Annotated in this window: 13 protein-coding genes; 7 read left to right on the forward strand and 6 right to left on the reverse strand. The window is 68.2% G+C overall.

Translation table 11 applies throughout. The annotated features are described in order from the left end of the window. Both Q7P21_RS14580 and Q7P21_RS14585 read left to right on the forward strand, forming a co-directional pair. Window positions 1–771 (forward strand): hypothetical protein (locus tag Q7P21_RS14580; protein WP_304177640.1); only part of this gene is annotated, 771 nt, incomplete at its 5' end. A 279-nt stretch (window positions 772–1,050) separates the two neighbouring features. Continuing rightward, on the forward strand, window positions 1,051–1,452 hold the full coding sequence (locus Q7P21_RS14585) for a DUF1801 domain-containing protein (RefSeq protein ID WP_304177642.1): 402 nt from the start codon (window positions 1,051–1,053) through the stop codon (window positions 1,450–1,452). Between the two features lie 64 nt (window positions 1,453–1,516). Here Q7P21_RS14585 and Q7P21_RS14590 read toward each other — a convergent pair whose 3' ends face one another. Beyond that, the gene (locus Q7P21_RS14590) at window positions 1,517–2,392 is read right to left on the reverse strand and encodes an MBL fold metallo-hydrolase (RefSeq protein WP_304177644.1); all 876 of its coding nucleotides are present in this window, start codon (window positions 2,390–2,392) and stop codon (window positions 1,517–1,519) included. Between the two features lie 141 nt (window positions 2,393–2,533). On the opposite strand from Q7P21_RS14590, the gene Q7P21_RS14595 reads away from it, so the two are divergent. Further along, complete coding sequence (locus tag Q7P21_RS14595; RefSeq protein WP_304177646.1) at window positions 2,534–3,478, forward strand: LysR family transcriptional regulator; 945 nt, start codon at window positions 2,534–2,536, stop codon at window positions 3,476–3,478. Between the two features lie 135 nt (window positions 3,479–3,613). Here the strand turns inward: Q7P21_RS14595 and Q7P21_RS14600 are convergent, their stop codons facing one another. Continuing rightward, a complete protein-coding gene (locus tag Q7P21_RS14600; protein WP_304169983.1) occupies window positions 3,614–5,263 on the reverse strand; it encodes a HAMP domain-containing sensor histidine kinase in 1,650 nt (549 codons plus the stop codon). Window positions 5,264–5,440: 177 nt separating this feature from the next. Here Q7P21_RS14600 and Q7P21_RS14605 point away from each other — a divergent pair, with 177 nt between their 5' ends. Further along, window positions 5,441–6,271, forward strand: coding sequence for a sensor histidine kinase KdpD (locus tag Q7P21_RS14605; RefSeq protein ID WP_304177647.1), 831 nt, complete (start codon window positions 5,441–5,443; stop codon window positions 6,269–6,271). A 43-nt stretch (window positions 6,272–6,314) separates the two neighbouring features. Next, window positions 6,315–6,737 (forward strand): SufE family protein, encoded by a 423-nt coding sequence (locus tag Q7P21_RS14610; RefSeq protein WP_304169981.1) that lies wholly within the window; start codon window positions 6,315–6,317, stop codon window positions 6,735–6,737. 5 nt (window positions 6,738–6,742) lie between these two features. Here the strand turns inward: Q7P21_RS14610 and Q7P21_RS14615 are convergent, their stop codons facing one another. The 4 genes from Q7P21_RS14615 to Q7P21_RS14630 all read right to left on the reverse strand — a co-directional run bounded on the left by Q7P21_RS14615 (window position 6,743) and on the right by Q7P21_RS14630 (window position 10,326). Next, window positions 6,743–7,234 carry a PAS domain-containing protein gene (locus tag Q7P21_RS14615; protein WP_304169980.1) on the reverse strand — a complete coding sequence of 164 codons (492 nt, stop codon included), beginning with the start codon at window positions 7,232–7,234 and terminating at the stop codon, window positions 6,743–6,745. A gap of 176 nt (window positions 7,235–7,410) precedes the next feature. Beyond that, the gene (locus Q7P21_RS14620) at window positions 7,411–7,833 is read right to left on the reverse strand and encodes a MucR family transcriptional regulator (protein WP_304169979.1); all 423 of its coding nucleotides are present in this window, start codon (window positions 7,831–7,833) and stop codon (window positions 7,411–7,413) included. A 331-nt stretch (window positions 7,834–8,164) separates the two neighbouring features. Next, the gene (locus tag Q7P21_RS14625; protein WP_304169978.1) at window positions 8,165–9,394 is read right to left on the reverse strand and encodes a DUF2336 domain-containing protein; all 1,230 of its coding nucleotides are present in this window, start codon (window positions 9,392–9,394) and stop codon (window positions 8,165–8,167) included. Between the two features lie 47 nt (window positions 9,395–9,441). Then, window positions 9,442–10,326 carry a crotonase/enoyl-CoA hydratase family protein gene (locus Q7P21_RS14630; RefSeq protein WP_304169977.1) on the reverse strand — a complete coding sequence of 295 codons (885 nt, stop codon included), beginning with the start codon at window positions 10,324–10,326 and terminating at the stop codon, window positions 9,442–9,444. 142 nt (window positions 10,327–10,468) lie between these two features. Between Q7P21_RS14630 and Q7P21_RS14635 the strand changes: the two genes are divergently transcribed. After that, on the forward strand, window positions 10,469–12,007 hold the full coding sequence (locus Q7P21_RS14635) for an acyl-CoA synthetase (RefSeq protein ID WP_304177649.1): 1,539 nt from the start codon (window positions 10,469–10,471) through the stop codon (window positions 12,005–12,007). Window positions 12,008–12,174: 167 nt separating this feature from the next. Continuing rightward, window positions 12,175–12,722 (forward strand): IS1595 family transposase (locus Q7P21_RS14640; protein ID WP_304177651.1); only part of this gene is annotated, 548 nt, incomplete at its 3' end.

Here is a 12,722-nt window from a genome sequence, read left to right on the forward strand (position 1 = left end):
GCCGACGCCCGCTGCGGCCTGTTTTCAGGCGGCGTGGGCTCGGCCCTGTCCTCCGCCCGGGCCCAGGCCCGGGGCGCGGCCATGCGCGCCGGCGTCGACCGCCCGACCCTGAAGACCGTCGAGGCCCGGGCCATTTCCCGCGCCTCCACCGCCCCTTGCGATTCCAACGACATGACCGTGGCCGCCGACCGGGTGCGCGGCGCCTTCGAGGGCTATTCGCGGCTGATCCGCATGGACTATCCCGGCGACCTGTCGATCTGGCGCGCCGACCGCTCCTCCAGCGTCCAGGCCGCCCGCTGGCGCCTCGACCAGGACGTCACCTTCGGCGACAGCCGCATGGTCTTCGGCCTGGCGGGCCGCAGAGGCGCCAATGTGCTGCTGGCCCTGGCCCACTTCCCGGGCGGCGCGGCGCCCTATTCCGCCCGCCTGGTGCTGCGCGACGACGACGCCACCGCCGGCCCCTATCTGGACAATCGCGGCGCGAGCCTCGCCACCATGCCGCTCGCGCGCCGCCTGCCCCCGCCCGCCGCCCAGCGCACCTATACCGCCGAGGCCCGCAGCACCGCCGGCCTCGACCTGCTGCCTGCCGGCATGAAGGCCGGCTGGGCGTTCCGCTTCCCGGCCGAGGCCGCCCGGGCGCTGGCCCAGCTCGACCCCCGCGAGGCGGTGGCCGTGGACTTCCTGTTCGCCGGCGACGTCACCCGCCGGGCCTATGTCGAGGTCGGCGACTTCGCCGCCGGCCGCGCCTTCCTGCAGGTCGCCAGCCGCTGAGGCGGGACGGGCCCTCCCGTCGGCGCGCCAGCTCGATCGCCTATGGCAATGGTAGGGCTGCTCCCCTTTTGGGGGAGCTGGCCCGAAGGGCCTGAGGGGGACTTTGACTCTCTCAGCTGACCTGCGAACCGCTCAAACGGACCATCAAAGTCCCCCTCAGCCACCCGTTCGGGTGGCAGCTCCCCCAAGAGGGGAGCAACCGGGCCGAGCCAGTCCTTGGCCAATTCACATATGCAATCACCCCCTCGACACCACCCGTGGGCGTGGCAAGCTCGCGCCATGACCGACCTCATGCGGTTCCCCAGCGCCGTCCGGCGCGCCACGGATGTCGACGCCTGGTTCGCCACGCCGAACCATGAGCTGCGCCGCATGGCCGAGCCCTGGTTCGAACAGATGCGCAACTGTGGGGCCGATGTCCGCGAGCTGCTGGCCGACGGCCATCCCACGGCCTGCGTCGGCGACGCCGCCTTCGCCTATGTCGACGCCTTCAGCGCCCACGCCAATATCGGCTTCTTCCAGGGGGCGTCGCTGGACGACCCGGCCGGCCTGCTGGAAGGCGCCGGCAAGCGCATGCGGCATGTGAAGCTGCGCTGGGGCCAGCCGGTCGACGAAGCCGCCCTGGGCGCGCTCATCGCGGCCGCCTATCGGGACATGCAGGCGCGGGGCGAAGCCGAGCGCTGAGCGCCCGCTCAGCCCGTCTCCCTTCAGAGGTCTGGCGAAAGACCTCCAGCTTGGCGGCCATGCATCAGCCCCACTTCATCTCGCCCGTGGCGACCTTGGCGCCGATCTGCAGGGCCACGCCCATGCCCGCGTCCGGATAGCGGGCGGTCATCGCCGCGATCAGGGCCGCGCTGTCCTTGGCCTTGGCCAGTTCCGCCTCGAAGGCCAGCAGATAGTCGCGGGTGTAGATGAGCGCCGCCAGGCCCGTCGGGGCCGTGGGCGTCATGTGCCCGGGGACAACCACGGCCGGCTTGCGGGCCGCCATGGCGTCGAGCTCCTTGACCCAGGCCGCGCGGGCTTCGGCGCCCGCCGTGTCGGCGGTCCAGACGTGGACGCCCGAGAACACCAGCACACCGCCGAAGATGGCCGAGAGCGAGGGCGCCCACAGGTAGCGACGATTGGCCAGGGCCACAGTCGGAACGATCTGGACGGGCAGGCCGTCGACCAGCAGCTGATCGCCGTCGAACGCTGTCGGCATGACGATGTCGGCGAGGACCTTGGGGCCATTGTCGCCCAGTTGCGGCGACCAGGTGGCGAGCTTCTTCTCGACATTGGCCGCGATCGCCTCGACCGTCGCCTGGGCCGCGAGCACCTTGGCGTCCGGGAAGGCGGCCCTGATCGGTCCCAGGCTGAAATAATAGTCCGGGTCGCTCTGGCTGACATAGATGGCGGTCAGCTTCCGCCCCACGGCCTTGATCGCCTCGACCAGCGCCCGGCCGTCAGGAAGGGTGAAGCCCCCATCGATCAGCAGGGCTTCCGTCGGACCCCAGACCAGGACCGGCGCGCGGAAGAAGCCGTTCTCCCCGGCCCGGAAGGCTTTCCATTCGAGCTTGGCTCCGGCGGCCAGGGCGTCGGACTGACCCGGGAGGGCCGCGGCGACGCCGCCTGCGATGATCGTCATGGTCTGTCTCCGGGTGGGCATGTGTAGCTCTGGGTTGAACTTGAACAGTCGGGGCGGCGGGTGATCGGGTCCGCCCCCCGCGCCGCAGCAACATGCGCCTCGCGCATTGCAATTCGAAGATCGGGAAAATAGACTTTCTGTATGTCAAAGACATACAATCATCTGGATGCCGGCCACCGCAACATCAACAATCTCAAGCGGATGGCCTATTTCGCGGAGGTGGTTGAGACCGGTTCGTTCACCGCCGCCGCGCAAAGGCTGGGCATCACCAAGGCCGTGGTCAGCCAGCAGGTCGCCAAGCTCGAGCGCGCGTTCGAGACGACGCTGCTGGTTCGCACCACCCGCAGCGTCCGGCCGACCGAGGAGGGGCGCGCCTTTTATGAACGCTGCGCCCGCGTGCTGTCAGAGGCTCAGGAGGCCTTCGACGGCCTGGAAGCCGATGATCGCGCGCCCACGGGAACGCTGCGGCTGACGGCGACCTTCGACTATGGAATCGCCGTGGTCGTTCCGGCGATCGCCGAGTTTCATCGCCGCTTTCCCGCGTGCAGCGCCGATATGGTGATCAGCGACCAGACGCTGGCCCCGGTCGAGAAGGACATTGAGTTGGCGATCCGGGTCGGCTGGCTGACCGACAGCAATCTGCGCGCGCGGCGGATCGGATCCTTCGCGCAGATCCTGGTCGGAACCCCCGACCTCGCGGCGCGCCTGCCAGACGGGGCGTCGCCTGATGAGCTCGCCCAACTGCCCTTTGTCGCCAACAGCGTCCTGCGCGATCCGCTCGGCTGGACCTTCACCAATAGCGACCGCGAGGCGCGGTCGGTGCGATGCTCGGCGACCTTGGCCATCGACGCCACGCTTGGCGCGCTGGAGGCGGTGCGCGCCGGCATAGGCGCCTCCATCCTTCCCGACTTCGCGGTGCAGGCGGACCTCGCCAGCGGTCGGCTGGTGCGCTTGCTGCCGGGATGGAGTCTCGAGAGCGGCGGGATCTATGCGGTCACGCCGGCCACCCGCTTTCGCCCCGCCCGGGTCACCGCCTTCCTGGAGGTCCTGGCGGAGTGGGAACGGCGTCGCGCCCAGGCGCGATAGCGGTTCAAAGCCCACCGCCGCCTTAGAGCGCGTCAGGGCTAAGTGGAAACCGGTTAGCCCGTCCGACGCGCTCTAAATGTTTGAATTAGAGCCTTTTTGCTCGGCTCAGGTGAGTCCATCTGAACCGAAAAGGCTCTAGGCTCCCACGGTCTCCGCCACCACCACCGGCATGCGCACGATCACCGTGGCGCCCTCGCCCAGCTGGCTTTCGATCACCATCTCGCCGCCATGCAGTTCGGCGAAGGATCGCACCAGGGACAGGCCCAGGCCCGTGCCCGCCGCCCGCTGGTCCTGGCCGCCGGCCTGTTCGTAGGGACGGCCGAGGCGCGGAATATCCTCCGGCCGGATCCCCGGTCCGGTGTCGGCCACCAGCATCTCCAGCACCGGTCCGGAGGCGTGGACGGTCAGGGTCACCGCCCCGCCCTTGGGCGTGAACTTCAGCGCATTGGAGATCAGGTTCAGCGCGATCTGCTTGATGGCGCGGCGGTCGGCGTCGACCTCCAGCGGCTCCTTCGGCAGCACGCCGCGCAGCTGCACCCCGGCCCGGTCGGCCTGGCCGCGCATCAGCCGCAGCACGGCGTTGGCGGCGTCGCGGACGTCGAATTCCTCGCGGTGCAGCTCGAAGCGCTCCGCCTCGATCTTCGACATGTCGAGCACGTCATTGATCAGCTCCAGCAGGTGGACGCCGGACTCATGGATCAGTTCGGAATATTCGCCGTACCGCTCCGGCATGGGGCCGAACAGCCGCTGCCGCATGATGTCGGAAAAGCCCATGATGGCGTTCAGCGGCGTGCGCAGCTCGTGGCTCATATTGGCCAGGAACCGCGACTTGCCGGCGTTCTGGGCGTCGGCCTCGGCCCGGGCCTGTTCCAGGGCGGCTTCGCGGCTGCGCTGCACGCGCGCGTCGCGGATGGCGCCCAGGATGCGGGTCGAATTGACCCGGCGCAGGGTCAGTTCCAGCCAGGGTTCGGTCCCGCCGGCCGGGGCGAAGGCCACCTCGGCGTGACCGTCGGTCATCACCGCCTCGAGCGCGGCCTCGATCCGGGGCCGATCTCCGGTCGCGGCCAGCTGGGCGACGGGCCGTCCCACGAAGATCTGGCCCTTCAGCTCCTTCGGCGCATTGCCCCAGGCGGCGGACAGCTTGCCGGTCGGGAAGATCGAGATCAGCAGGTTCGGCTGTTCGCCCAGCGCCTCGCGCAGCCGGGCTTCGACCAGGGCGCGCCGGCGGCGGTCGAGATCGACATTGCGCTGCAGGACCACCAGGGCCACCCCCAGGCCCATGGCCGTGGTCGCAAGCCCCATGGCCCCCAGGGCGGTCGCCACGTCATAGGCTGGCGGGCCGGCGAGGTTCAGGGTCAGGCTGGCCATGCCGCTGATCCCCACCGCCCCGACGGAGATCGCCGCCGCCAGGGCCAGCCGCTCGGGCTTGGCCATGGCCGCCCCGGCCGCCAGCGGGGCCAGCAGCCACACGGCAAGGGGGCCGCCCAGCCCGCCGGTCAGGCCCGCCGCCAGCACGCCGCTCACCGCCCAATTGACCAGGATCAGGGCCGGAGCGCCCCCGTGCCGCGACCGGGCCAGGAAGATCCCCGCCAGGGCCGGGCAGGCGCCGACCACCAGGCCGGCCACCGCGGGCGCCGTCAGGCTGATCGGCAGGACCAGGATCACCGCCGTGCCGAGCACCAGGACCGCCAGCCAGCCGACATGCCACCAGACAAGACTCGCCGCAGCCTCCAGGGCCTGCTGCTCAGTCCTGAACGACGGGCTGTCCACCACGGCGCGGTTCAAGGCCTCCCAAGTCGTCCGGCCAAACACCGGGCCAGCAATTCTAGCTGCACGGTCGAGTCCCGGCGAGGCTCCTCGCGCCCTGCGCGACGGGCAAGTGCTTCAGGCGCAGAAACCAAATCGTAAGCGCGCCTTGGGATCATCGGCAGATCACGGCCGCAGAGACGATTTCACCGCTCCATGCCCCAGGCGGCCCCCCTCCCCGCGTTCGCCCCCGAGCCCGCCGCCGAACCGCGCGCAGAGCCGGCCGCCTTCACGCCCGAACCCCCTGGCGAGATCACCCTCCCCCGGCGCGGGCGCTCGCGCCGCAGGGCCGGGCTCGAGGCGCAGAAGCGGTCCTTCCTGCGCATGGCCAGCCATGAGCTGCGCACGCCGCTCAATTCGATCCTGGGCTTCTCCGAGATCATTTCCGAGGAGCTCTACGGCCCCCTGGGCGCGCCGCAATATCGGGAATACGCCGAGATCATCCGCGCCAGCGGTCACCGGCTGCTCAAGCTGGTCAACCAGATCCTGGAGATCGCCCGGCTGGAAGGCCAGGCCATGGACCTGTCGCCGCGCCGCGAGTCCCTGGACCACGCCCTGGACGACGCCCTCGACAGCCTGCGCGAGGATGTCTCGACCCGCCGGACACAGGTTGTGGTGCGCGACGAGGGCCGGCTGCCTCATGTGCGGGCCGATCCCCGGGGGCTGCGCACCGTGCTCACCAACCTGATCCAGAACGCCGTGGTGTTCTCGCCGCAGGACGCCCTGGTCACGGTGGAGGTGCGCGCCCTGGCCGACCGTGTGGAGATCCGCATCCGCGACGCCGGTCCTGGCGTCGATCCCCAGGATATTCCGCGCCTGCTGCGGCCCTTCGAGCAGGGCGACAATGCGCTGACCCGCCGCAGCGAAGGCGCGGGCCTGGGCCTGCCGATCGCCGCCCTGTTGTGCGAGGCCATGGGCGGTCGGCTGAAGCTGGACTCGGCGCCCGGTGAGGGATTGACCGCCCTGGTCGTGCTGCCCGCCGCCTGAAGCGGTTGCGCTCCCCCGGTCGGGCCCTTAAGTCGCCAGTCCCATGCGCGCCATTGAAGACGACCTCACCGAACTGGCCGACGAGTTCGACCTCCTGGGCGACTGGGAGGAGCGCTATCGCTATGTCATCGACCTGGGCCGCGACCTCGCCCCGCTCACCGACGCTGAGCGCAACGAGGCCAACAAGGTCCGAGGCTGCGCCAGCCAGGTCTGGCTGGTGACCGAGCCCCAGGCCGACGGGGTGGTGCGGTTCAGGGGGGACTCAGACGCCCACATCGTCAGCGGCCTGATCGCCATATTGCTGCGCTTGCTGTCGGGCCGCCGCCCGGCCGAGATCCTGGCTTTCGACGCCACGGCGGCCTTCAACCGTCTGGGGCTGAGCGGCCATCTGTCGGCCCAGCGCTCGAATGGATTGGCCTCGATGGTCGCCCGTATCCGCCGCGACGCCGAGGCGCTCGCGGCCTAAAGGCTCTAGGCGGCGCGGATGCCGCTGAAGCTGGACTCGCTCTGAATGCCCATGACGGCGTCATAGCCCAGGATCATGTCCACATCGACGCCGTTGGAGGCCAGCGGCAGGCGCAGCCACAGGATCGACATGTGCGAGGCGCCGCGCCAGGACAGGCTGTGGACGCCGACGGCGGGGCGGCGGTCCTCGACGATGCGGTTCAGTTCCTGGCGCCAGTAGTCGGCGGCGGCGCTGTTATAGACCTCGCCCAGGGTGCGGCCGGTGATCTCGCGGCCATAGACCCCGTAGAGATCGGTGCCGGCCAGGCGCAGCTTGAAGTCCAGGGGCTCGCGGGTGACGTCGATCAGGCTGACCGTCGGCAGCAGGCGCTTGAAGTCCTCGGGCCGGATGTCCTGGCGGCCAGGCAGCCGGGGGCCATGCCGGAGCCCCGCCCAATAGGCGTACAGCTCCTCATGCGCCCGCGCTGCTGCTGCCGAGGTTCCGATTTGCGCCCCCATATTCAGATTCCTTAACAACCCCTTGGAATCGTAACGAATCACTTATCGCTTGAGCCGGGATTCAGCGGCAAGCGGAAATGCGGCGGCGCGACGACATTTCCCACCTGCGAGTCCCGAAAATGCAAAACGCCCGCTGAACCAGCGGGCGTTCGCATCTCTTCGTGAAGAGGGTCGGCTTACTTGGCGCGCTTGCGCGGCGCCTGACGACCACCCTGGCCCAGACCCATTTGCTTGGCCAGGTCAGAACGCGCCTTGGCGTAGTTGGGAGCCACCATCGGATAGTCCTTCGGCAGGTTCCACTTGGCCCGATATTCCTCCGGGCTCATATTGTACTTCGTGCGCAGGTGCCGCTTGAGCGACTTGAACTTGCGACCGTCTTCCAGGCAGACCAGATGATCCGGCGTAATGGACCGACGGACCGGCACGGCCGGTTCCTTCGGCGCCGCCTCAGGCGCTTCCGAACCGGTGGAAATTCCGGCCAGAGCACGATGGATGCTCTGGATAAGGCTAGGCAAATCTGCGGCGGCGACAGTGTTGTTGCCGACATAGGCGGAGACAATGTCCGCCGTCATCTCGATAACTTCTGACTTCTCATCCATAACTTTGTTCCGTGAGTGTGCGATGCACCAAATTGGGGGATGACTGATTCACGACATCAGTTGTGGCGTGCTTATAGGGGTCTTATCCCAAGCACAAGTGATCAAAATAGCATGGGTCTTTGGCGAACATGTTCACCGTGGACATTCAACAGGCAATGATGCGCTTTTCCCAATAGGCCCGCGAGTAGAAGCCAGCTGGAATCCCTGCCATGGACACAACCCCAAGATTTGTACACCCAGACTGGGTGTGACATACTGTCCGTACGATTTCCTGGCTGTTCAATGATGCGCGGCGACATGACCGCCCCGCAGTCTTGGCGGCGATTTCAGTCTAGCGACCGAATTCTTTTGCGAGCGCGAGCATAGCTGTGCGCTGCGGGATGGAATATTCGTCTACTGCATCTTCGTCGCCGTCCCGGATAGCCTTCATCAGGGCGGGCGTAAGGGCCGAGGATAGAGACCAATTCCAGTAACGCAGAACGGTTTGCGCGCGATCAACCGCGATCATGTCATAGGTGATCAACACCCGCTCCAGTCCCGGATGCACTGCGCCTGAGGCGTCGGTCTCCGGCCGGCGCAGAGCCCGCCACAGGGCGCGCACCGCCGCCTTGGGCAAGCCCGTGGCCTTGCAAAGTATAGCCAGGGCCTCGCCGCCGGGATCGGTGAAGATCTTCGCCCCGGTCATCGGCTTCAGCCCCGAGAGGTAGGAGATTTCCTCGGCGGTGTCCCGGGTCAGGCCGGTCTGGGCGGCGGCCACCGCCGCCTCCAGGCTGTCGAAAGGGCTCTTCTCAATCGCGGCCCGGTTGCGCTGCCGCCGCTCGATGAACTGCAGCGCCTTGCGCGCCAGGGGGTCCTGCCAGTTCTCGTCCGCCGCCATGGAAAACACGTCGCTGGCCGCGTCCTGCAGCACTTCGCGCGACACCGCGAACCTTTGCAGGATGGTGCGGCGCGAGTCGGCGTCGGCCCACCAGAACAACACATAGGCGTGGGCCGGCCGCAGTTCGGGCCGCTTCAAAAGGATGGGCGCCAGCTGCGGCTCGCCCCGGGTCAGGGCGACGATCACCTCGATCGCCCCATTGGACAGCCGGGCCAGCTCGTTGTGCAGCAGGCAGTTGATGACCGCGGACTCGCCGAACTCGACCAGGGTCTCGCTGACCACCTCGCTGACCCCACGGCGCAGGGCGATCAGCCGGCGGTGCTCCAGGCCGGTCATCCGCGCGCAGTCGAGCAGGTCGGAATCGTTCAGCCCCTGGGCGTGGGCCAGCAGGGCCTCGGCGATCTCCACCCGGTCGCGCAGCAACAGCCGCGACAGGCTGGCGGGGATTTCGGTCAGGTTGGCCAGGCGGCGTGCGACCTTCAGTCGCTCCTCCGGCTCGGCCTCGCGCAGCATGTCGACCAGCAGGTCGGCGGTCATGGCGCGTTCGAAGGCGTTGACCCGCGAGGACGGCAGGCAGACCACGTCGGCCAGCCGCTTCAGCAGGGCCCCCCGCGCCCGGAATGGGCGGGCCTGGCCCAGGGTCTGGGAGGGCGTCGAGCCAAAGGAAGGCGGGGCGGCGGTCATGATCGGACTGAATCCGACCACAACCGCCTTAACCGGACGTGTTCAGGTCAGCGGAAAGTGGGCGCGGTCCAATGGTCCCAGATGTCGGGCAGGTCGGTGGAGACCTTGTCCGGATAGTGGGCCGGGCGCTTCTCCAGGAAGGACATCACGCCTTCGCGGGCGTCGGGCATGGCGCCCCGGGCCTGGATGCCGCGGCTGTCGGCCATGTGGGCCTCCATCGGGTGGCTGGCCCCGGCCATGCGCCAGATCAGCTGGCGGGTCAGGGCGATCGAGACCGGGGCGGTGTTGTCGGCGATCTCGCGGGCGAGCGTCATGGCCGCCGGCAGCAGGTCCTCCGGGGCGTGCAGCGAGCGCACCAGCCCCTTGTCGAAGGCTTCCTGGGCCGGGAACACCCGGCCGGTATAGCACCACTCCAGCGCCGTCTGGACGCCGACCAGCTTGGGCAGGAAGTAGGAGGAACAGGCCTCGGGGTTCAGGCCCCGGCGGGCGAAGACCAGGCCGAAGCGGGCCTCGGTGGAGGCCAGCCGGATGTCCATGGCCAGTTGCATGGTGACGCCCACGCCCACGGCCGGGCCGTTCACGGCGGCGATCACCGGCTTCAGGCTGTCATAGATGCGCAGGGTCAGCAGGCCGCCGCCGTCCCGCTGCACGCCCTCGCGGGTCCGCGCCGCGCGATCCTCGCCGCCCCGGGCGTCATAGTCGAAGGTCTGGGCGCCGGAGGACAGGTCCGCCCCGGCGCAGAAGCCGCGCCCGGCCCCGGTCACGATCACCACCTTCACCGCGTCATCGGCGTCGGTGTGATCAAAGGCGGCGATCATGTCCTTCATCATCTGGGTGTTGAAGGCGTTCAGCTTGTCCGGCCGGTTGAGCGTGAGAACGCAGACCCCGTTCTCGATCTCCAGCTTGATGGTCTCAAATGTCGGCGCGGCCATTCTAAGGCTCCTCCTTGTGATTTCTCCCATTCGGGCGCGCTTGACGGACGGTCCGTCAAGCACCGCATATGCCGATTAACGACGATAAGTTTTGGGAGGGGCCCCCCGGCGCACGCGCCGGAGCCCGCAGTCAGGAAGACCCATGCATCCGGCCACGCACGCCAAGACCCACCCCGATCGCGCCGCCTTCATCATGGCGGGCACCGGCGAGACGGTGACCTATCGCGAGCTCGACGATCGCTCGAATCAGGGCGCCCAGCTGTTCCGGTCCATGGGGCTGAAGGCTGGCGACGTGATCGCCATCCTGCTGGAAAATCACCCGCGCTATTTCGAGATCGCCTGGGCCGCCCAGCGCGCCGGCCTCTACTACACCTGCATCTCGTCCAAGCTGACGGCGGGCGAGGTCGAGTACATCATGGGCGACTGCGGGGCCCAGGTGCTGATCACCTCGCAAGGCGTGGGCCCGGTGGTGGGCGAGCTGCCCGCCCTGCTCACCGGCGTGAAGCTGTTCATGGTCGGCGACGCCAAGGCCCCCTACGAGAGCTTCGAGGCCGCCCGCGCCAAGATGCCCGCCACCCCGATCGCCGACCAGACCGCCGGCTCCGACATGCTCTATTCCTCGGGCACCACCGGCCGGCCCAAGGGCATCAAGCCGGCCCTGACCGGCGCCGCCATAGACGAGCCCACCTCGCTGGCCATGATGGCCAACCAGGTGTTCGGCTTCCCGCTCGACGGCGTCTATCTGTCGCCGGCCCCGCTCTATCACGCCGCCCCCCTGCGCTGGACCATGGGCATGCAGCGCCTGGGCGGCACGGTGGTGGTGATGGAGAAGTTCGACGCCGAGGACGCCCTGCGGCTGATCGAAAAATACAAGATCAGCTGCGGCCAGTTCGTGCCCACCCACTTCGTGCGCATGCTCAAGCTGCCGCCGGAGGTCCGCGCCCGCTACGACATGTCGTCCATGGTCTCGGCGGTTCACGCCGCCGCCCCCTGCCCGGTCCCGGTCAAGGAACAGATGATCGCCTGGTGGGGCCCGGTGATCCACGAGTACTACGCCGGCACCGAGGGCAACGGCTTCTGCTATCTCAGCTCCGAGGAATGGCTGGCCCACAAGGGCTCGGTCGGCCGCTGCCTCACCGCCGAGCTGCGGATCTGCGACGAACAGGGCGAGGCCCTGCCGCCCCGCGCCGAGGGCGTGGTCCACTTCGCCGGCGGCCCGCCGCTCAGCTATCACAACGCCCCGGAAAAGGTCGCCGAGGGCACCAACCAGCACGGCTGGACCACCTTGGGCGATGTCGGCTGGGTCGATGAGGAGGGCTATCTCTACCTCACCGACCGCAAGAGCTTCATGATCATCTCCGGCGGGGTGAACATCTATCCGCAGGAGCTCGAGAACCTGCTGATCACCCACCCCAAGGTCACCGACGCCGCCGTGGTCGGCGCCCCGCACGAGGAGATGGGCGAACAGGTCGTGGCCGTGATCCAGCCCGCCAACTGGGACGACGCCGGCGACGACCTGCGCGCCGAACTGATGGCCTTCTGCCGCGAACACCTCAGCCACGTGAAGTCGCCGCGGCGCATCGACTTCATGGCCGAACTTCCCCGCCACCCGACCGGCAAGCTCTACAAGCGCCTGATCCGCGACGCCTACTGGGGCAAGGAAGGCTCGAAGATCGTCTGAGGCGAAGCCCTCCATCCCCTTCATGGGCAGGGGAATTGCATATCGCCAGATCGACCTGGAGCCTTCCTTCTCCCCTTGCGGGAGAAGGCGCCGCCTCGGAGTGGGAGTTATTATACTTTCCGTACCCAAATGGCCTGCTAAGGTAAGCGCCATAAGGAGTTACGCCGATATCGGTTCTCAGCGCCCCGCACTTCCACAACGAAAAGGCTGCTTACGCCTACGTTGAAGCGCGCGTCTGGCCGCAAGGTCCCGTCTGCCCGCACTGCGGCGGCTTCGAGCGCATCGGCCTGATGGGAGGCAAGTCGACCCGGATCGGGGCTTACAAATGCTACCAGTGCCGCAAGCCCTTTACCGTCAAGGTCGGGACCATCTTCGAAGCGTCCCACGTTCCGCTGCGGGTTTGGCTGCAAGCCATGTTCCTGATGGCCTCCTCGAAAAAAGGCATCAGCAGCAATCAACTTCACCGAACCCTCGGCGTCACCCTGAAGACCGCTTGGTTCATGAGCCATCGTATCCGCGAGGCCATGCGTGCGGGCGATCTGGGCCCCTTCGGCGGCGGCGGCGGCGCAGTGGAGGCCGACGAAACCTACATCGGTCGCGATCCCGCTGAGCCGAAGCAGCAGCGCGGCTATAACCACAAGAATAAGGTTCTCACCCTGCTGGACCGCGAAACCGGCGCCGCCAGCAGCCGCGTGGTCGAGTTCGTGAACTCCAA

This window comes from Phenylobacterium aquaticum (genome assembly GCF_947378715.1).
GTDB classification, from domain to species: domain Bacteria; phylum Pseudomonadota; class Alphaproteobacteria; order Caulobacterales; family Caulobacteraceae; genus Phenylobacterium; species Phenylobacterium aquaticum_A.

Bases quoted from the DNA above. Each gene is read 5' to 3' on its own strand.
- Q7P21_RS14625 (WP_304169978.1), bottom strand. From the start codon at position 9,394: ATGACCGCCGCCCCGCCTTCCTTTGGCTCGACGCCCTCCCAGACCCTG.
- Q7P21_RS14610 (WP_304169981.1), top strand. From the start codon at position 6,315: ATGCGCGCCATTGAAGACGACCTCACCGAACTGGCCGACGAGTTCGAC.
- Q7P21_RS14585 (WP_304177642.1), top strand. From the start codon at position 1,051: ATGACCGACCTCATGCGGTTCCCCAGCGCCGTCCGGCGCGCCACGGAT.
- Q7P21_RS14605 (WP_304177647.1), top strand. From the start codon at position 5,441: ATGCCCCAGGCGGCCCCCCTCCCCGCGTTCGCCCCCGAGCCCGCCGCC.
- Q7P21_RS14615 (WP_304169980.1), bottom strand. From the start codon at position 7,234: ATGGGGGCGCAAATCGGAACCTCGGCAGCAGCAGCGCGGGCGCATGAG.
- Q7P21_RS14630 (WP_304169977.1), bottom strand. From the start codon at position 10,326: ATGGCCGCGCCGACATTTGAGACCATCAAGCTGGAGATCGAGAACGGG.
- Q7P21_RS14620 (WP_304169979.1), bottom strand. From the start codon at position 7,833: ATGGATGAGAAGTCAGAAGTTATCGAGATGACGGCGGACATTGTCTCC.
- Q7P21_RS14635 (WP_304177649.1), top strand. From the start codon at position 10,469: ATGCATCCGGCCACGCACGCCAAGACCCACCCCGATCGCGCCGCCTTC.
- Q7P21_RS14590 (WP_304177644.1), bottom strand. From the start codon at position 2,392: ATGACGATCATCGCAGGCGGCGTCGCCGCGGCCCTCCCGGGTCAGTCC.
- Q7P21_RS14595 (WP_304177646.1), top strand. From the start codon at position 2,534: ATGTCAAAGACATACAATCATCTGGATGCCGGCCACCGCAACATCAAC.